Source organism: Rhodobacteraceae bacterium IMCC1335 (assembly GCA_039640495.1).
Taxonomy (GTDB): domain Bacteria; phylum Pseudomonadota; class Alphaproteobacteria; order Rhodobacterales; family Rhodobacteraceae; genus Thalassovivens.
In genome coordinates this window covers 1,434,403-1,454,116 of sequence record CP046864.1, presented here as the reverse complement: position 1 = coordinate 1,454,116, position 19,714 = coordinate 1,434,403, and the positions used below count along the sequence as shown (strand labels likewise).

The 19,714-nt window shown below is 52.7% G+C and carries 19 protein-coding genes; 5 read left to right on the top strand and 14 right to left on the bottom strand.

The features are described from left to right. Positions 1–4: 4 nt before the first annotated feature. The 6 genes from scpB to GN241_06920 all read right to left on the bottom strand — a co-directional run bounded on the left by scpB (position 5) and on the right by GN241_06920 (position 6,500). Positions 5–676: an SMC-Scp complex subunit ScpB gene (gene scpB, locus GN241_06945; GenBank protein ID XAT57123.1), complete on the bottom strand. Its 672-nt coding sequence runs from the start codon at positions 674–676 to the stop codon at positions 5–7. Continuing rightward, positions 666–1,469 (bottom strand): segregation/condensation protein A, encoded by an 804-nt coding sequence (locus tag GN241_06940; GenBank protein ID XAT57122.1) that lies wholly within the window; start codon positions 1,467–1,469, stop codon positions 666–668. The genes scpB and GN241_06940 overlap by 11 nt, the downstream gene beginning before the upstream one ends. A gap of 64 nt (positions 1,470–1,533) precedes the next feature. After that, positions 1,534–2,490, bottom strand: a complete 957-nt coding sequence (gene nagZ, locus GN241_06935) for a beta-N-acetylhexosaminidase (GenBank protein XAT59210.1) — start codon at positions 2,488–2,490, stop codon at positions 1,534–1,536. Continuing rightward, a complete protein-coding gene (locus tag GN241_06930; GenBank protein XAT57121.1) occupies positions 2,490–3,407 on the bottom strand; it encodes an SPOR domain-containing protein in 918 nt (305 codons plus the stop codon). Before GN241_06930 ends, nagZ begins: the two co-directional genes overlap by 1 nt. Before the next feature lie 69 nt (positions 3,408–3,476). Continuing rightward, positions 3,477–5,222, bottom strand: a complete 1,746-nt coding sequence (locus GN241_06925) for an arginine--tRNA ligase (protein ID XAT57120.1) — start codon at positions 5,220–5,222, stop codon at positions 3,477–3,479. A gap of 90 nt (positions 5,223–5,312) precedes the next feature. Continuing rightward, entirely contained in the window at positions 5,313–6,500 is a 1,188-nt protein-coding gene (locus GN241_06920) for a deoxyguanosinetriphosphate triphosphohydrolase (GenBank protein ID XAT57119.1), read from the bottom strand. 82 nt (positions 6,501–6,582) lie between these two features. Between GN241_06920 and GN241_06915 the strand changes: the two genes are divergently transcribed. Further along, entirely contained in the window at positions 6,583–6,906 is a 324-nt protein-coding gene (locus tag GN241_06915) for an iron-sulfur cluster assembly accessory protein (GenBank protein XAT57118.1), read from the top strand. A 106-nt stretch (positions 6,907–7,012) separates the two neighbouring features. On the opposite strand, the gene GN241_06910 is transcribed toward GN241_06915, so the two are convergent. Beyond that, positions 7,013–8,092: a hypothetical protein gene (locus GN241_06910; GenBank protein ID XAT57117.1), complete on the bottom strand. Its 1,080-nt coding sequence runs from the start codon at positions 8,090–8,092 to the stop codon at positions 7,013–7,015. A gap of 122 nt (positions 8,093–8,214) precedes the next feature. Continuing rightward, positions 8,215–8,631 (bottom strand): hypothetical protein, encoded by a 417-nt coding sequence (locus GN241_06905; protein XAT57116.1) that lies wholly within the window; start codon positions 8,629–8,631, stop codon positions 8,215–8,217. Between the two features lie 295 nt (positions 8,632–8,926). Between GN241_06905 and xth the strand changes: the two genes are divergently transcribed. Then, positions 8,927–9,706 carry an exodeoxyribonuclease III gene (gene xth / locus GN241_06900; protein ID XAT57115.1) on the top strand — a complete coding sequence of 260 codons (780 nt, stop codon included), beginning with the start codon at positions 8,927–8,929 and terminating at the stop codon, positions 9,704–9,706. Here xth and GN241_06895 read toward each other — a convergent pair. Together GN241_06895 and dksA are read right to left on the bottom strand one after the other, a co-directional pair. Then, positions 9,703–10,872, bottom strand: coding sequence for a monooxygenase (locus GN241_06895; GenBank protein ID XAT57114.1), 1,170 nt, complete (start codon positions 10,870–10,872; stop codon positions 9,703–9,705). The two genes, xth and GN241_06895, sit on opposite strands and share 4 nt — an antisense overlap. Before the next feature lie 51 nt (positions 10,873–10,923). Continuing rightward, positions 10,924–11,346: an RNA polymerase-binding protein DksA gene (gene dksA, locus GN241_06890; GenBank protein XAT59209.1), complete on the bottom strand. Its 423-nt coding sequence runs from the start codon at positions 11,344–11,346 to the stop codon at positions 10,924–10,926. A gap of 179 nt (positions 11,347–11,525) precedes the next feature. Here dksA and GN241_06885 point away from each other — a divergent pair, with 179 nt between their 5' ends. From GN241_06885 to GN241_06875, 3 genes are all read left to right on the top strand, one after another. Then, on the top strand, positions 11,526–12,365 hold the full coding sequence (locus tag GN241_06885; GenBank protein ID XAT57113.1) for an AAA family ATPase: 840 nt from the start codon (positions 11,526–11,528) through the stop codon (positions 12,363–12,365). A gap of 298 nt (positions 12,366–12,663) precedes the next feature. After that, positions 12,664–13,848: a VWA domain-containing protein gene (locus tag GN241_06880; GenBank protein ID XAT57112.1), complete on the top strand. Its 1,185-nt coding sequence runs from the start codon at positions 12,664–12,666 to the stop codon at positions 13,846–13,848. Between the two features lie 38 nt (positions 13,849–13,886). Continuing rightward, the gene (locus tag GN241_06875) at positions 13,887–14,570 is read left to right on the top strand and encodes a M48 family metalloprotease (GenBank protein XAT57111.1); all 684 of its coding nucleotides are present in this window, start codon (positions 13,887–13,889) and stop codon (positions 14,568–14,570) included. Positions 14,571–14,613: 43 nt separating this feature from the next. Here the strand turns inward: GN241_06875 and GN241_06870 are convergent, their stop codons facing one another. The 4 genes from GN241_06870 to GN241_06855 all read right to left on the bottom strand — a co-directional run bounded on the left by GN241_06870 (position 14,614) and on the right by GN241_06855 (position 19,633). Beyond that, a complete protein-coding gene (locus GN241_06870) occupies positions 14,614–16,218 on the bottom strand; it encodes a glucose-6-phosphate isomerase (protein ID XAT57110.1) in 1,605 nt (534 codons plus the stop codon). Positions 16,219–16,253: 35 nt separating this feature from the next. Then, positions 16,254–16,931: a 6-phosphogluconolactonase gene (gene pgl, locus GN241_06865; protein ID XAT57109.1), complete on the bottom strand. Its 678-nt coding sequence runs from the start codon at positions 16,929–16,931 to the stop codon at positions 16,254–16,256. After that, on the bottom strand, positions 16,928–18,376 hold the full coding sequence (gene zwf / locus GN241_06860) for a glucose-6-phosphate dehydrogenase (protein ID XAT57108.1): 1,449 nt from the start codon (positions 18,374–18,376) through the stop codon (positions 16,928–16,930). Before zwf ends, pgl begins: the two co-directional genes overlap by 4 nt. Before the next feature lie 192 nt (positions 18,377–18,568). After that, a complete protein-coding gene (locus GN241_06855) occupies positions 18,569–19,633 on the bottom strand; it encodes an anhydro-N-acetylmuramic acid kinase (protein ID XAT59208.1) in 1,065 nt (354 codons plus the stop codon). Between the last annotated feature and the right edge of the window lie 81 nt (positions 19,634–19,714).

Genomic DNA, 19,714 nt, shown 5'->3' with positions numbered 1-19,714 from the left:
CGAATTACTCTTCCTCGAATAATTCGCTTTGCCCTTGGGGCTCTTCGCTCATCTCATACTCATCCTCTGACGGAGCAGATGGATCGAGCCCCATGCCCGGCCGGCTTTCGAGCAATCCGGCGGCGCGCAATTCTTTAAGTCCGGGCAGGTCACGGGCGCTTTCCAAACCAAAATGGTCGAGAAAATGCGGCGTCACCACGAATGTGGTTGGACGGCCCGGCGTCATGCGCCGACGCCCAAATCGAATCCACTCCATTTCGAGCAATTGATCAACCGTGCCCCGCGAAACGCTGACACCGCGAATTTCTTCGATTTCCGCCCGCGTGACAGGTTGATGATAGGATATAATCGCTAAAGTTTCGATCGCCGCGCGGCTCAGCTTGCGGGTTTCAACGGTTTCTTTTTGCATCAAAAAACCAAGATCAGCGGCGGTGCGAATGGCCCAGGCTTCGCCAATTTTGACAACATGCACCCCGCGCCCCTCGTAGCGTTTTCTTATCCGAAGCAAAGCCTCGGCAGAATCGCAACCATGGGGCATGCGATCATTCAGTTGTTTCACCGTAATTGGCTCTGCACTGGCAAATAAAATAGCCTCAACCATCCGCTCTTGCTCGCCCATCGGGGGGGCCTCGAACAAACTTTCTGAAGGGCGGTCATCACTTAGATCAGAGGTCATTTGCAGCTCCGTCTTTCTTTCTTAATTCAATCGCGGCAAAATTCTCTTCTTGCCGAATTTCAACATGGCCGGCCTTGGCCAGTTCGAGCGTGGCCGCAAATGTTGCGGCAGTGGCGGCGCGCCGGCGCTGAGGGTCAGCCAGCCAATCATTCGGGATGTAACTGGCGATATCCGTCCATTTTGCCGCGTATCCGATCAGACCATGCATGCGTTCCAGCGCCTCTTCCATCGTGAACACGTTGTTGCGATCCATCACAAAGGGACGGAATTCATCGCGCGTGCGGATTCGCGAATAGGCTTGCATCAAATCCAATAAGGTTGCAGTATAATTCACTTTTTTAACGCGCTCGACGGTTTCAGGCAGGCCGCGCACAAAAAAATCGCGGCCCTTTTGATCCCGTGCCATCAAGCGCGCTGCCGCGTCTCGCATGGCTTGCAAACGCTCCAATTGAAAGGCCAGATGCGCGGCAAGCTCTTCCCCGCTGGGGGCTTCATCCGAAGGGTCAGGCGGCAGTAAGAGCCGCGATTTCAAGAAGGCCAGCCAAGCCGCCATCACAAGATAATCGGCCGCCAATTCCAAACGCAATTTTTTGGCGCGCTCGACAAAGGCCAGATATTGCCGCGCCAAAGTCAAAATGGAGATTTTCATCAAATCGACTTTCTGCGAGCGCGACAGCGTCAACAATAAATCCAACGGCCCTTCAAACCCATCCACATCCACGATCAAAGCTTCCGCGGCGAGGCGATCTTCAACCGAAAGCGTGGCGTCACTTTGAGAGAATAGGTTTTGCATAAAGATCCTGCTATCTTGCGCTCACACGCTGCGCATTGGCGGCGGTGATGTCAACCATCCTTGGCTAAGGATCGCAGCGTCTGTGCAAAGCCGCCAAGGCACGCCGCTGTCCCTCTGGGCTTAAAACGCCGCTTGCCGCAGCGATTTGTTGCATGTCATCCAGTCTCCCATTGCAATGCAAAATCACATCGCAGCCGGCGGCTAAGGCGGCCGTGCTGCGTTCTGCCAAGCTGCCCCCGAGCGCCTCCATCGAGATATCATCGCTCATTAAAAGGCCATCAAAGCCAATTTCTTTGCGGATTAATCCGATCATTTTTGGGGAAATTGTGGCCGGCAGATCGTCAATTTCCTCATAAACCACATGCGCGCTCATGCCCATCGGCCAGTCTTTCAAAGCCGCAAAAGGCTTGAAATCATTCTCGCGCAATTCAGCCAATGATGCGCCCACCCGCGGCAGCTGCAAATGGCTGTCAACGCGCGCCAAACCATGACCAGGCATATGTTTCAGCACGGGCAAAACGCCTTCATCAGCCAAGCCCTGCACCGCGGCAGCCCCCATGACAGCCACCTGCGCCGCCTCATTGGAAAAACAGCGATTTTGCAAAATAGGGTGCGTTTCAGCGCGCGCAATATCCAGACAAGGCGCGCAATTCACGTCAATCCCGTAGCCGCGTAATTCTCGTGCGATCGCTTGATAGCGGCTTTGAATATGCGCGGCGCGCTGGTCGGCCGGCAAATCGCGGCCATCTTCAAGCGGTGGCGGCCAATCGCGCGCCATGGGGGGACGTAATCGTTGAACCCGTCCTCCTTCTTGATCAATCAAAATCGGCGCGTGCCACCCGACGGCATCGCGCAAGGAAACGCAGAGCGTTTTCACCTGATCGGCGCTGGCGATATTTCGGGCAAAGAGGATAAATCCAAATGGATTAGCGCGTTGAAAAAAACGTTCTTCTTCAGGGTTAAGAACCGGCCCTGCACAGCCAAAGATGAAGGGGCCAAATTCGGGCGCTTGGCTTGGCATCACCGAGCAAGAATAGGAATACAATCCACATCGCCAGCCACCATCGTTGCACAAAAGCGCTTTGCATCATCGATATCGGCAAAACCTACAGCGCGCAGACGATAAAAATCGCGGCCACCACTTGTGGCTTTCACGATTAAACGATCACGACCGCGCATAAAGCTAGAAAACGTCTTGTCTAAGCGCAACCATTCGGCCTTCGCAACCGCTTCACTGTCAAACGCGCCCAATTGCACCAAGGCTGACCCTGCTAAGATATCCGACGGGCTCAAATCGCGCACTGAGGCCACTTGCGCGGCGCGCGCTGACCCGATGGGCGCCAGGTTTGACGGGCGTTTGGGTGGCCGAATTGCTTGCGCCAGCCCCACAGAGCTCTCATCGTTCTGCAATGCAAGCTTCAGCGCGTCTTCAATCGAATCCGATTGCTTTCTTATCTTACCATTAGCCGGTAAAGCGCTACCATCACGCGCGCCGCTATCGCTCAAAAGATCATCGGGTAAATTGTTAATATCAAGCGGTATCGGCGCGTTCAAAACCATGTTGGAATTTTCTGAATTTTGGGCCCGTAAGGCCCCGCTGGCGAGGTCATCTTTTGACAATGAAACCGGGCTTGGCGCGAGCATTACTTGATCAGGGGCTTTCGAGGCAACTTCTTCGGCAACCCGATTGACCGATAGGCCTTTGTTCTGCGCGGAAAGCCCGCCGGGATTTTCCGGCGCCACCCGCATCGGATCTGAAGACGCCTTAATCACCGGAACACCGCTGACATCGCGCATGATTGTTTGATAGGCCCACGTTCCAATGGCAATCGCCAAAGCCAAACTAAGCCCGGCCCCAATCCAGCTGGCAAACATGCCCAGGCCTGGGCGCTGTTCGCTTTTCGCAGTCGCTGCCTCTAAATGCTCGTAATCTGCCATAATGCCCTCCGATCAAAGCGCTAAACGCTTCTCCGGTCTGTCTTTTGCTCGCCGGCAGCGATGGCTTTTTTAGCGCATTTCTTCTGCCGGATTTACGCCTAGAATACCAAGACCAGCAGAAATAACAACCGCTACGGCGCGTGCAAGAGCGATTTTTGATTGCGATGCTGCAGGATTGTCTTCCTGTAAAAAGCGCAGAGCTTCAACTTCATTGCCTTTATTCCAAAGACTGTGCAGATCACTCGCCAGTTCGTAAAGGTAAAAGGCCACCCGATGCGGCTCATTTCCTTTCGCTGCAACCTCGACCAAACGCGGCCATTCGGCGATTTTGCGCGCGACGCTCAATTCCGAGGGATGTTCCAACTCGCTCAGATCGGCGCACAGCAACGTGGCATCATCAACCGCGATCCCTACCGCCGTTGCGCGGCGCAAAACGCTGCACACGCGCGCATGGGCATATTGCACATAAAACACCGGATTTTCGCGGGATTGTTCAAGCACTTTGTCAAAATCAAAATCAAGCGGCGCATCATTTTTACGGGTCAGCATGACAAATCGGGCCACTTCTGGGCCCACCTGATCAATCACATCGCGAAGCGTTACAAAAGTTCCGGCGCGCTTTGACATCTTGAACGGCGCTCCGTCTTTATACAGTTTGACCAATTGCGTCAGTTTGACATCAAACCCCGTTTGAGCATCCGATAATGCCGATACCGCCGCTTTCATTCGCTTAACATAACCACCATGATCCGCGCCGAAGACGTCAATCAATTGATCATAGCCGCGCATCACCTTATCATAATGATAGGCGATATCGGGGGCAAAATAGGTCCAGCTGCCATCAGATTTCATCACCGGACGATCCACGTCATCGCCATGTTCGGTCGATTTGAACAGTGTTTGCTGACGCGGCTCCCAATCTTCGGGCGTTTTGCCTTTCGGGGGCTCGAGTACACCTTCATAGATCAAACCTTTGGCGCGCAGACTTTCAATTGCCGCTTCGATTTTTCCAGTACCATAAAGTGATTTTTCGCTGAAGAAACTGTCCATCGTGACGCCCAGCGCGGCCAGATCATCTTTGATCAACTGCATCATCGCTTGAGTTGCAAAGGCGCGGATATCGGCCAACCAGATATCTTCGGGTTGCTCCAGATAGGCATCGCCAACTTTATCTTTCAGCGCCTGGCCAACAGGCACCAGATAATCCCCCGGATATGTGCCATCCTCAAAGGCAACGTCTTGGCCATGCGCCTCAAGATAGCGCAAGTAAACCGAGCGCGCCAAAACATCCACCTGCGCGCCGCCATCATTGATGTAATATTCGCGCGTCACATCAAAGCCGGCGTAGTCTAACAAATTGGCCAGCGCATCGCCAAACACGGCGCCACGCGTATGCCCCACATGCAACGGGCCCGTCGGGTTGGCGCTGACAAACTCAACATTTACCGACCGATTATTTCCCAAATCGCTGCGGCCATAGGCAGCGCCATTTTCCAGCACCTGCCCCACCAGCCCCTGCCAAACGCTTGTGCAAAGCGACAGATTGAGAAACCCTGGCCCCGCCACATCCGCCCCGATAATCCTTGGATCAGCCCTTAACAGAGGCGCCAATGCTTCGGCGATGGCGCGCGGTGATTGCCCCGAAGGCTTGGCCAAAACCATCGCGGCATTGGTGGCCATATCCCCATGCAGCGGATCGCGGGGTGGCTCAACGGTGACGTTTACATAGCTTAAGCCCTGCGGAAGCTGATCGGCGGCCACCATTTGATCCAGCGCGTGCACAACCAAAAGTCGAATATCGTGAAATAGGTTCATCTGAAGCCTTCCTCTGTCTTGGCGGGGGTGTAGCACGCGCTCCGGCTAGGTCAATCGCTGTTTCGCCGCCGATCTGCGCTCTGGCCCCGTTTACAGCCGCGTCAATGCGCCTGAAAGCGCAGAAATTCGCCTTGGATTTGCCCCAGTGACCAAACGCGCATGTTCTTGCAGGGCAAACCGGTCCGTCATGCCAGCGATATAATCGGCTACAAGCCTGGCCCGTTTGGTTTCGTCGGTGGCCTCCAAAATATCCTTGCGCCACTGTTTTGGAAGCAAATCGGTGCGCTCCAAAAACAAAGGAAACAAATCATTCAGCGTTTCTGTCACCTCTTGACGCACCAGCACCACGCTAGGCGCTCGATACATACGCTCAAACAAAAATTGACGGATAACTTTCAAATCCGTCCAAACCGCCGGTGAAAATTGTACCATTGGGCGCCCTGCGCGGCGGATATCTTCAACGTTTTGTGGGTTTAAGTCTGCCAAATTATCGGACGAAACAGCGATCACATCTTCCACCAATATTCCAAAGAAGCGTCGCAGAGCTTCATGCCGGCGCCGATAATAATTCAAATTTGGGTATTTTGCATCTACCGCGGCAAAACAGCTGTTTAACAAGGGCAGATCCGCCAATTCATCGGTTGAAAACAGCTCGGCGCGCAACCCATCATGCAAATCATGGTTGTTATAGGCGATATCATCGGCCAAGGCGGCCACCTGCGCCTCAGCGCTGGCAAAGCCAGACAATTCTAAATCATGCTGGCGGTTATAATCCGCCAATGCGTAATGCAACGCTCCGGTGACCGGTCCATTATGCTTGGCAATCCCCTCAAGCGTTTCCCAGGTTAGGTTCAACCCGTCAAATTGGGCATAATGGCGTTCAAGGTTTGTAACGATCCGAACCGCTTGAGCGTTATGATCAAACCCCCCAAAAGGCGCCATCAATGCATCCAAAGCCTCTTCGCCCGTATGGCCAAATGGCGGATGCCCCAGATCATGCGCCAACGCCACCGTTTCCGTCAGTTCCGCGTTTAAACCCAAAACCCCCGCAATCGTGCGCGCCACCTGCGCAACTTCGATCGAATGCGTCAGGCGGGTGCGAAAATAATCGCCTTCATGTTCCAAAAAGACCTGCGTTTTATGCTTTAAGCGGCGAAAAGCGCTGCAATGCACAATCCGATCGCGATCACGCTGAAAGCAGGATCGAAACGTGCTGCTATCCTCTGCAAACCGGCGCCCGCGGCTTTGCGCGGGATCACAACTAAATTTTTCACCCATCGGTTTGCCTTTCTTGCCGTATCCAAAGCGAATGCCTATACTCTAATCGTACGGCCAGATCACCTCGATGGAGAGTAACATAATGAACCTGCCCCCAAAAGTCACCGAACGCGCTTTTTCTCGGTTGTCAGAAATCAAAGCCTCTGCGCAGGGCCAAGCTTTACGCGTGGCCGTTGAAGGTGGCGGATGCTCGGGATTTCAATACGAGATCAAGCTGGATACAGCCCAAGATGATGATCTTGTGCTTGGCAGCGGCCCTGAAAAAGTGATCATCGACAGCGCGTCGCTGCCCTTTTTGGAAAATGCAGTTATCGATTTTTCACAAGAATTAATCGGCGCTCGCTTCATCATTGAAAACCCAAATGCCACAAGCTCTTGTGGCTGCGGAACCAGCTTTTCAATGTAATCGGCGCGACAACCCGCAATTTCAACCAGCGACCAAACAGACCTATGCAGACAGCCTATTCGGGCTTTCTACGCGGGCCTGCAAAAAAGGCTGGATATGGAACGGGTTATTTTAAAACGGGCGTGCAGCGCGCGAAGCCGTGAAAAAACTCATCAAACTTATCGCTCGATGCTTCGGCCAATTGCAGATCACGATAGGCTTGGGGCGATAAATCTACAGTCAAAGTACCACGCATTTTAAACCAATCAGCGCTTCTTGCATTGTCCATTTGAAAAATACTTTCGGACATTCCGCGCAGCGCTGAAACCGGTTTGGGCGCGGGGTGAAACGATAGGGTGGCGGGTTCATTCGCGCCTTCAAACAGCGGCGTCCCTGATAAGGCCGCGAGCCAACTGCACATCAAATAACTGTGATATTCATCGCCCGGCAGAATTTTACGGGGAATCTCGGTTTTTACGGCCTTAAACCCGGCCAGCTGTTCGAACACCCAATCCTCCCAGCCCAACGGTGGTGTTTGGCCGGCAAAGCGTAACGCAATGCAAATCTCGGCAAGAAGGTCCGTGTTGTGATCCAGCAGCGCCAACAAGCCTGCAAATTCCAATGAACGGACCGCATCGGCGCTGATACCGGGGTCTTTACGCCCATATTCACTAAGATAAAAAACGATATGAGTTAATTCATACGCCGCCTTTTTATTCGGAATTGAAAAAGTCTCGGATTGATCGATAAAACCATGTAAGCGGTCAACCAAGGTCGGATCATCTCGCTGTGCGCGGCCAAGACCGCGTTTCAACAAACGCACCGCTTCTGCGCGTTGCAAATCTGATAATTCCGCACCCACCAAATTATGGTCTACAACCCATTGGCAAAGCTTCGCAGATTTACCCTGCCCAAGCCCCAAAGCTTCAAGATCAAGCGCAAGCGATAAAATGAATCGGTAATATTGCGGGAAAAAGCATAATCTATGCTCTAAGCTGTCATAAAAATTTTGGTAATGGGTTAAATCGTTGGTGTTCAGCGTCACCGTGCTGGTTTCCAGCAAATTGAGCAGCTCAGCGTTTTCTTTCAGCCAAAACACATCTTCCGTGGTGCGACGGCGATTGCAAAAGCAATCTATTAAAATGCCAATACGGCCAGCCTCTTCCAAGGGGCGGATCCTTTGCGGGAAGCTAATGATGTTTGACATTTTCTTACTCCTATTTGGTCAGAGAAAATAAAGAAGCCCCGTTTTGGTTTGGTTAGGTGAGGCGACGAGGCTTCTTAAATGAATAATTTCGGGTAGGTGAGCACAATCGATGCGCAGGGCCTTCACGAGGCAGAGGTGAATAAATGAATGCCATTGCCGCTGTCTAAATCTGAGTTTTGGCTGGGAGCTGAGGCGGAAGTGAAAAGCTGCACATTATCGCCCTGAATTGCATCGCTCGCATGCTCTGGAGAAGACGCTGAGGTGAACATTTCAACGCCCTCACCTTGATACGTATCACTCGCGCTTGCGGGGGCTGAAGCAGAGGTGAACATTTCAACAGCTTCACCGTGACGCGCATCACTGGCAGTGGCAGGCGCTGAAGCAGAGGTGAACATTTCAACACCTTCTCCAAGATAAGCCTGCATCGGGCCAAAAGGCTCTGAGGCGGATGTGAACAAATGAGTGCCCTCGCCACTATGCATGCTGGCAGTTTCTTGAGTGGCTGGGGCGGCTTGGATTTCGAATTTATGGGCTAACATAATTTTTTCCTCTCTAAGTTGTATACCATATTAATTACAGCTTTAGGTTGTATTGCAAGTTTTTTTTCTGCCTTTCGAAAAAAATGCCGAAAATACTGACCAGAAAGAACATTAAGTATATGTTATATATTAATTTTATTTTTTCTCAGCTTGAAGAAATATATAAAGAATCTACTCATCTTGGCATAATTTACAACTTTTAGGTGTATTAGGTGATTCTTTATTCGCAGTTTTGCTTGCGAAAAACCGCATGACGCCGCTAAAGGCTCAGGGCAAGGAAAGCTTGGGGGTGAAGATGAAACTAGCAACGTTCAACATCAACGGCGTTAAAGCCAGATTGTCGGCCTTGTGCGATTGGCTTGACAGCAGCGCGCCGGACATCGCACTTCTGCAAGAGATTAAATCTGTCGATGAGGGATTTCCGCGCGATCTCTTTGAGGATCGAGGCTACCAAGTGGTGACCCATGGACAAAAATCATTCAATGGCGTGGCTATTTTATCAAAACTGCCGCTAGAAGATATTTCCTTTGGTCTGCCCGGAAATCCCGAAGATGTGCAAGCCCGCTGGATCGAAGCCACGGTCATCGGCAAGCACGCGCTCAAAATCTGCGGCCTATATTTGCCCAATGGCAACCCGGCCCCCGGCCCTAAATATGACTACAAGCTTGCCTGGATGAAACGCCTGCGCCAACGCGCTATCGAGCTTATGGCCGCAGAAATGCCCGCCTTGATGGCCGGGGATTACAATATTATCCCTCAACCAGAAGACGCCGCCCGCCCCGATATCTGGACAGATGACGCGCTGTTTTTACCGCAAAGCCGCGCAGCCTATCAAGCAATCACCCATTTGGGCTTCACAGACGCGTTTCGGTGCAAGCACGCAGAACCCGGCCATTATAGCTTTTGGGATTATCAAGCGGGGGCATGGAACCGCAATGACGGAATCAGGATCGATCATATTCTGATGACGCCTGCCTGCGCCGACCTGCTGCTTGACGTCGGTATCGACAAAGATATCCGCGGCTTTGAAAAACCATCAGATCATGTGCCGGTTTGGGCGCAATTAGATCTTTAGGGCAGCCCCGTATCGGGGTTAAAGCGATATAACCAATCAAAACGTTTTAACATTGCGCTTGGGGCGACCGCCCCCAAACCGCGCAATGCGCTATGCGCGACCCACCGGGTCAGCGGGGCGCTGAGGTGATAGTTGCGGGCATTGCTTTGGGCTGTTGCAACAACCTTTTTCACGCGGCCTTGCCGCAAAAACTGATAGCGCTGAAAGCCTTGCCGCGTTGCACCATAAAGATGCAATGCCCGGCTCAACACCCAAGCATCTTCCAAGGCCATATTGGCGCCTTGAGCCAAAAAAGGGAGCATCGGATGCGCTGCGTCTCCGATTAAAACGCTGCGATCCTGAAACCAATACTCGGCCACAGGATGACGGAATAAACCCCATAAATACACCTCGGAGAGCGCTTTCAGCAACACATGTGCAAGCCCGCCAAAATCAGCAAAAGCGGCCCGGACAAGCGCGGGATCATCGCGATGGGACCAGCCTTCGCCCGCCCATAGGCTGCGTTCTTGTACCATCACCAAATTGACCAGGCTGCCGCCGCGCAGCGGATAGCTCACGATATGCCGCCCCGGCCCCATATGCACCATCACCTTATTGGGATGATCCATGCTATTGGATACCAGCGCGCGCCACGCCACCTGCCCGGTAAAAAACGGCGCAGATGGTCCCAGCAAAGCCGTTCGCATCTTTGAGCGCACCCCATCTGCCCCAATCACCAAATCCACAGGGCCCGCCGCAGCCTCGCTGCCACAAGCGCCAGATAAAAGATCTTGGCTGGAAAGGCTTTTCGAGAAGACAAAGCGCACCCCCTGTGCTTTGCAGGCTTGAAAGAGGGTTTGGATCAGATCAGCGCGATGCACCAGTAAGAAATCCAGATCCGGCGCGTGGGTTTTCAAATCAAGACGGCATACCAATTTCCCGTCTTTGTAATCGCGCAAATCCACCGCTTCGGCGCTATCTGCAATTTGCGCAACCGCGTCTTTCAGCCCCAAGCGGCTCAGCACGGCAAGCCCATTGGGGGATATTTGCAAACCGGCCCCAACCTCCTTGATCGCCGCAGCCTGTTCGCACAGGTGAACGCTGGCGCCACTTTGAGAAAAGGCTAGCGATGCGGCCAAACCCGCTATACCGCCCCCTACGACCTGGACTTGCAAGCCGTTCAGCATGTTTCACCTCAATAAAAAAGCCGATCTAGCGGATCGGCTTTTCAGGTTTCCTCAGTCGTCGCGATGCACTTTTTCGCGCCGCTCATGGCGCTCTTGGGCTTCCAAACTCATCGTCGCGATAGGACGCGCATCAAGACGCTTTAGCGAGATAGGCTCACCCGTAACCTCACAATAGCCATATTCGCCCTCATCAATGCGGCGCAGCGCTGCGTCAATTTTCGAGACAAGCTTGCGCTGGCGGTCCCGCGTTCGCAATTCCAGCGCGCGATCGGTTTCTTCGCTGGCGCGATCCGCAATATCTGGGATATTGCGCGTGCCATCTTGAAGCCCTTCGATCGTTTCCTTGCTGTCGCTCATCAGATCATTTTTCCAATCCAACAGCTTTCGTCTGAAATATTCCACCTGACGCTCATTCATGAATGGCTCGTCTTCGGCAGGAGTATAGCTATCCGAAATAAAAGTCTCTTGCTTCATTTCCACCCCTTGGCTTGGGTCAGAGTATGACATGCATGTCTCCTTCCACAAATTTTCGTTCCCATTGGCACGCACCTACCGCAACAAGGCGGGCTTGTCACTACTCAATAGCAACAGATTGCAGCAAAATGATTAACCCGCTAAGTTCCGCGCAACTGGACATGAATATGGGCAAAAGAATGAAATTTACCGGAACCAAAAACTATGTAGCGACTGAAGATCTCTCCATCGCCGTGAACGCTGCGGTCACGCTGGAGCGGCCACTTTTGATCAAAGGCGAGCCTGGCACAGGCAAAACCGAACTGGCCAAACAAGTGGCCAGCGGGCTTGGTCTCGAGATGCTTGAATGGAACATAAAATCCACCACCAAAGCCCAGCAAGGCCTGTATGAATATGATGCCGTCAGCCGGTTGCGCGACAGTCAATTGGGCGAAGAACGCGTTCATGATGTTTCCAATTACATCCGCAAAGGCAAGTTATGGCAGGCCTTTACATCAGATAAAAAGGTGGTTTTGTTGATCGATGAGATCGATAAGGCCGATATAGAATTCCCAAATGATCTGCTTCAGGAATTGGATAAAATGGAATTCCACGTCTATGAAACCGGGGAAACGGTGCGCGCCGTAAACCGCCCTATTGTGATCATCACCTCAAATAACGAAAAAGAATTGCCCGATGCGTTTTTGCGCCGTTGCTTTTTCCACTATATTCAATTTCCCAATCTCGAGAGCTTGAAACAAATCGTTCAGGTACATCACGGCGACATCAAAGAATCACTACTCGCCGCCGCGCTCACCCAATTTTACGAACTCAGAGAGCAACCCGGGCTGAAAAAGAAACCCTCGACCTCCGAGGTTCTGGATTGGCTGAAACTTTTATTGGCTGAAGATCTCAGCGCCGAGGACCTTCAGCGGGATGGGGCCAATGCCCTGCCAAAACTGCATGGGGCTTTGCTGAAAAACGAGCAAGATGTGCATTTATTTGAACGCTTGGCCTTTATGGCGCGCAGCGGCCGTTGATCGTAATGCGTTAAACTTTCACTTGAAATCAGCAGAGCGCGTGACTTTTACAAATAAAGGGTCTAGATCATCGCGGGCGGAGCCTTGGCTTTTATCCTGAAAGCAGCCCCCATAAAGCAGAGTGTAATTATGTATTTATTAAGCGGATTATTTGGTGCCATTTTAGGCGCAGCCATCGCGCGAAAGCGCAGAGGAAAAGCGCTGGATATGGTGCAATATGCCGCCGGCTATGGGATTTTATTTGCATTGATCGGCTTGATCCTCACCATCATTGTTGATCGTACGGTGATCTAACGCGATGTTTCTGCCCTTTTTCGAAACGCTCAGAAAAACCGGCATTCCAGTTTCATTGCGCGAATTCATCAGTTTTCTCGATGCGGTGCAAACCGGCATGGTGATCTATGATTTAGAGGGGTTTTACTATTTGGCCCGAACCATCATGGTGAAGGATGAGCGCCATCTTGACCGGTTCGATAGGGCCTTTCAAACCAGCTTCAAAGGCTTAGAAAACCTCAGCGAGGCTGATATCCTGAACGCGGTGGATATTCCCTCTGACTGGCTAGAAAAAATGGCGGAAAAGCATCTTAGCCCGGAAGAAAAAGCCGAAATCGAAGCTTTGGGCGGCTTTGACAAGCTGATGGAGACGTTAAAGCAGCGCCTGAAGGAACAAGAAAAACGCCATCAAGGCGGCAGCAAATGGATTGGCACGGCTGGCACCTCGCCCTTTGGCGCCTATGGATATAACCCAGAAGGGGTGCGCATTGGTCAAAGCGAAAGCCGCAATCAGCGCGCGGTCAAAGTTTGGGATAAACGCGAATTTAAAAACCTGGATGACAGCGTTGAGCTGGGAACCCGCAATATCAAAGTGGCGCTCAAGCGCCTGCGGCGCTGGGCCCGCGACGGGGCTGCGGATGAACTCGACATTGATGGCACCATCCGTTCAACAGCCGAAAATGGATATCTCGACGTACAAACCCGCCCCGAACGGCGCAACGCGATCAAGGTGCTGCTGTTTTTGGATGTGGGTGGCTCGATGGATCCTTATATCAAATTAGTCGAAGAATTGTTTTCAGCCGCCCGCGCCGAATTCAAACATTTGGAATATTTTTACTTTCACAATTGCCTTTATGAAGGGGTCTGGCGCGACAATGCGCGGCGTTGGAACGATCAAACCCAAACCCATGAGGTTTTGCGCACCTATGGTTCTGATTATAAATGTATTTTCGTCGGAGATGCGAGTATGTCACCCTATGAGGTGGCCTATGCAGGCGGCGCAAATGAGCATTGGAATGCAGAGTCAGGACAAACCTGGCTGATGCGCGCGCGCGCACAATGGCCATCGAATATTTGGATTAATCCGGTGCCAGACACGCATTGGCGTTACACCCAATCCATTCAAATGATCCAAGAAATTTTTGAAGACCAAATGGTCCCGATGACCTTGGCCGGGCTAGAGCGTGGCATGAAAGAGTTGGTGCGATAGGGCTTGTCAAGGCGCCAGCCTGAGGCCATATCACAGATATGTTGCGATTTTCTCCTATCCTTCTGGCCCTGATCTATGGGCTTGTGATGTATAAGTTTTCGGCCTGGCGCACTGCGAGAACCTTGGATCGGCAATCTGTTACCTTAATGGATCCTGCGCTGAGCCCTTTGTTACAACGCATGGCAAAAGCGCTGGATCTTCCAAAGTTGAGCGTTCAAATCTATGAGATCGACCCGATCAATGGTTTGGCAGCGCCGGATGGACGGATTTTTATCACCCGCGGGTTTTACAATAAATATAAGGCGGGCGATGTCAGCGGAGAAGAGCTGGCCTCGGTGATCGCCCATGAGCTTGGCCATGTTGCGCTGGGTCATGCGCGCAGGCGTATGATCGATTTTTCCGGGCAAAATGCCGTAAGAGCCGCCTTGGGCATGGTGCTCGGGCGGTTTATACCGTGGATTGGCCCTTGGATTGCCGGTTTGGTTGCAAACCTGCTCATGGCGCGTTTGTCGCGCGGCGATGAATATGAGGCCGATGAATATGCCGCGGCGCTAATGGTAAAGTCAGGCTTGGGAACGGAAGCTCAAAAAACATTATTTCTGAAATTGGAAGAACTGACCGGCCAGATCGGCAGCCTTCCCGCATGGCTGATGAGCCATCCCAAAACTTCAGATCGGATTACGGCCATCGAAGCGCTTGAAAAAAAATGGGGCATCGATTGAAAAACAAAGCCTCCAGTAAAGCGGGCTTATCAACACAGGCTTTTTATTTATGTGCTCTTCGAATATGCCGTAGCAATTGCTGAGTTGAGCCATCTTTATGCGCAATCGGCGCAGCGGCAACTAATAACTGCTCCATATCGCGGGCTAGTTCTTTTCCCAGCTCGACCCCCCATTGATCAAAACTGTTGATACCCAAAATAACCCCCTCGGCAAATACGCGATGTTCATAAAGAGCAATAATCTGCCCCAAAACAAACGGGCTAAGCCGTGGATAGATGAGCGTAGTTGAAGGACGGTTGCCGGGAAAAACGCGATGCCGCGCCTGCCGCTCTAATTCATGGCCGCTTAGCCCCTGCGCTATCATCAATTGGCGGGCCTGTTCTAATGTGCGCCCGCGCATCAAGGCCTCTGACTGGGCCAAGCAATTGGCGATTAACAGCCGATGATGCGTGTCAAGCGATGCTTCATGGCCTTCCCGCGCAACCATAAATTCACACGGCACAACCGCCGTGCCTTGGTGAATCAGTTGATAAAAAGCGTGCTGGCCATTGGTGCCAGGTTCACCCCAGACAACCGGACCTGAAGGATATGGCAAATCATGACCGTTCATATCAACGCGCTTGCCATTGCTTTCCATTTCGAGCTGCTGCAGATAGGCAGGCAAACGGCTCAAGCGCTGTTCATAGGGCAGCACGGCGCGGGTGGCAAAGCCGCAAACCTGATGATGCCACAATCCCACAAGCGCGAGCATGACTGGCATATTTTGCGATAGCTCTGCGGTGCAAAAATGCCGGTCCATAGATTGCGCACCGCGCAAAAACTCGCGAAACGCATTTGGGCCAATCGCCAACATTAAACTCAGCCCAATAGGGCCCCAAAGCGAATAGCGCCCACCAACCCAATCGGCAAAGCCAAACACCCGTTCGGCGGCAATCCCAAAAGCTTTGGTTTTTTCTTGCGCGGTGGAAAGCGCCACGAATTGCGCCCCCGGATCCGTCACATGCTGGGCCAACCACGCTTTCGCAGTTTGCGCATTGGTCATGGTTTCAATCGTGGTGAAGGTTTTTGACGCTATGATAAATAAACTGCGCTTTGGGTCCAGATTTTGCACAATATCATGCAAATGGGCACCATCAACATTTGAAACAAAATGGCATTTGGGGCCATCATGATAGGGCGCCAAGGCCAAACAAGCCATGGCAGGGCCCAAATCTGACCCTCCGATCCCAATATTGACTATATCGGTGATTGGCCCGCCAGGCCCCTGAAATTGCCCGCTCCTCAGATCTTCGGCAAAACGGGTCATCCGCTGCAACGCCTCTTGCACATCGGGCATCACGTTACGGCCATTCACAAAGACATCTGGCCCATCTAAATTGCGCAAGGCGCTGTGCAACACGGCCCGTCCTTCGGTTTCATTGAGCGCAGCGCCCTGAAACATGTCTGAGCGGCGCTCTTTTAATCCGCGCGCTTGCGCCAAATCCAGCAGGCCTTTGCGCGCAAGCGCATCGATTTGGGTTTTGGAGTAATCCAACAGCAAATCATCGGCCTGAACTGAAAATTGCTCTGCCCGGTTTTTGGCCTCAAAAAGCGCCATAATGGGCTGTTGTTTCTGCGCATCCCAATGGCGCTTTAACGCATCAAACATCCTTATCCTCTCGCTTTTGCCTGGCGCTACGCTTGTCAGTCGGCCCAATGCACTGTGGTGCCGGCAAGTACGGCCATAATCGGCGCCTCTTGCGCAGGCAAGCTTTGCGCCTGTTCTAAAGCTTGGCGTTTCTCAGCCCCAAAAATAACCAAATGCTTATATCGGGCGGCATTTAAAACCGCGGCAGAGAGGGTGACCCGAGGCTCAGGCGCATCCGGCGCGCGCATCGCGACCAAAGGCGGCGCGCTATCGCCCAGCGCAAAGGACAGTTGATCGCCGCCCGGAAACAGCGAGGCCGTATGCATATCCGCCCCCATTCCAAGCAGCAAAACCGACAGTGGCAAACAGGCTTTAAGCTGGTGCGACAAAGGCTCCATGGCGTCTTCCGGCGTTGCATAATCGGCGTAAAGCGGCACATAGCTGGCTGCCTCAACCGGGCCCACCAGCAAACGGTTGCGCAATAAGGCGGTATTCGAGCGCGGGCTATCGCTGGGCACCCAACGTTCATCGCTCAGTAAAATATTCACCCGCGCCCAGTCCAGATCGCTTTGGCAGAGTTGGTCAAAAATTGGCCCAGGTGTGGTGCCGCCCGGAACCGCAAAACTAATCGTCGATTGGCTGGACAGCGCCTTGCGTAAATCGGCGATCAAGGCCTGACTAAGCTTTTCGATCAGCGCCGCGCGCGTGGGGTATTCTTCGAACTGGTAGGTCATTTTATATCCCGCCATTTGCGGCCATCACGATGCATCAGCATCAGCGCATCCTCGGGGCCGGAACTGCCACTTTCATAGGGTTTGGGCACATCATTGCGCTTTTCCCAATCTTCAATGATCGGATCGGTCCATTGCCAAGCCGCCTCCACTTCATCCCCGCGCATGAACAGCGTTTGATTGCCCCGAATAACATCCATGATCAAGCGCTCATACGCATCTGGCACTTCTTCGGCCTCAGGGCCCAACGCCTCGGCAAAGGTCATATCCAACGGAACGTCAACCAAGCGCATGCCGCCTGGGCCCGGCTCTTTGATCGTAACATCCATTGTGATGCCTTCATCCGGTTGCAGGCGAATCACCAACGCGTTGCGATGGCTGCCCGCTTCTGGGCCAAAAATAGAATGTGGCGTCTCTTTGAAAACCACAGCAATTTCCGAACTGCGGGCGCGCAAGCGTTTGCCCGTGCGCAAATAAAAGGGGGTACCGGCCCAACGCCAATTCCCGATATGGGTTTTCAAAGCCAAAAAGCTTTCGCTGAAAGAGCGCGGATTATTCACATCTTGGCGATAGGTTTCTTGACCGTCTGGGCTGGCATATTGCCCCCGCACGATATGATGCGCTGGTACGGCGTCCAAGGCTCTGATCACCTTCAGCTTTTCATCGCGCACCGCATCGGGATTGAATTGTGCGGGCGGTTCCATCGCGATCAAGCATAGCAGCTGCATCAAATGGTTTTGCACCATATCGCGCATCGCGCCAGATTTATCATAATATTCGCCGCGCCCTCCCACGCCGACGGTTTCAGCGACAGTGATTTGAATATGATCCACATATTGCGCATTCCAGAGAGGCTCAAACAGCATATTTCCAAAGCGGATCGCCATCAAATTTTGCACGGTTTCTTTGCCCAAATAATGATCGATACGATAGATCTGCGTTTCGGTGAAATGTTCTGACAATGTGGCGTTCAGCTGTTGCGAGCTTTCCAAATCACGGCCAAACGGCTTTTCGACCACGATCCGACTATCCGAAAGGGCGATGCCGCGCTTGTGCAACCGTTCGGCCAAGGCGCCAAACAAGCTTGGTGCAACCGAAAAGTAAAACGCACGCACCGTATCGGGTCGCATTTTCTTCGCCAGATCTTCCCAGCCAGCCTCCCCCATCGCGTCGATTGCAACATAATCAAAGCGGTCTAAAAACTCCGCTAAAACATCTGCATCTGGATTTTTGACTCCAAATTCAAGAATCGCATCCCGCAGCAGCGCCCGATAAGCCGGCGTATCCAAACTGGCCCGCGCCGCGCCAATAATGCGGGCCTCGGCCGGGATTTGACCCGCCGCAAAACGCCGAAACAAACCCGGAATAATTTTTCGTTTTGCTAGATCACCTGTGCCACCAAATATCACCAAATCAAACGGATCAACGGGAATAACGCGTGAAACCATGTAGGCACCTCTTTTCGCTGTGCTTTTATAACCGGCTATTAGCGACCATCAAATAAAACAATTGTTAGCGCTAACGTAGGCCGCTTTTAGGCAAATAAACGGGCAAAGTCTATGCTGTTTTTTGACCTGCCACTTCTGGGATCTTCAGCCCGTTTTGTTCAAAGCCTGCATGAAATATTTTAATCTTTCTGCTTAAAAATTAAGATCAGCGATGCGCCCCCCCGAGATAGGCTGAGACACCCCGGTTGTCATTGGAGCAGAAATGGGCAGACCCCGTAACACCCGCACCGCCAAATACGCAAAGGCCTGGGCCTCCAACATATCTCCGTTCAGACCAATCGCTTCCACAGGCTGTACAGGACAGGCGACTTGCGCGCGGATCGCATCACAAAGCGCCAGATTATGGCGGCCACCCCCGCAAAGGTAAAGCGCAGCGGGCGCAATTGGGCAGCGCTCAACCGCTTCGGCCACGCCAAATGCGGCAAAGCCCACCGCGGTGGCCAAAGCATCTGGCAAAGACAAATCTGCAAGGTCTGCAAGCTCTGCCAAAAACGCGTTGCGATCCAAGGATTTTGGCACATTTTGAGAAAAATAAGGATGCATTTTCCAGCGTGACAACAATTTTGAATCAACCTGCCCCGTGGCGGCCAAGCGCCCCTCTTGATCGACGGGATGCCCCAAACGATACCGCATAAGGTCGTTCAGCGGGGCATTGGCAGGACCCGTATCAAAGGCAAGCAGGGCGGCTTTTTCTTCCGGTGCCGCGCAGCGGGGATCAAGCCATGTCAAATTGCCGACACCGCCCAAGTTTAAAAACGCCACTGGCGCGTCCAAACCCGCCCATTGCGCGCAGGCAAAATGAAAAAACGGGGCCAAAGGCGCGCCCTGCCCGCCCAGCGCCACATCCTTGCTTCGAAAATCCCAAGCAACGGGCTTGCCAAGCCTTTGCGCCAAAACCTGCCCATCGCCCAATTGGTGGGTTCCCCTTCCCCCTGGATCATGGGCTAGAGTTTGCCCATGAAACCCATATAGGTCAGCCGCATCAAGCATCTGATAGGCCTCTAAATGCCGTTGATGAATAAGCCCGCGCGCCGCCTCTAGCCCCTGCGCCTCGGGCCACTTCCCAAGCACCGAAGACAAAATATCATGATCAGCTGCGCTGTAGGGGTGATAGGCACTGGCCCCAAACGAGGCGATTTTCTGACCATCCGTGGTGATTTCCGCCACATCCACCCCATCCAAAGATGTGCCAGACATCGCGCCAACCGCCGTTATAAGCTTTTCCACGAAGGTCCCTTTTCCTTGCCCTACTTCCGCAGTATAGAAGCGCTTCAAAAT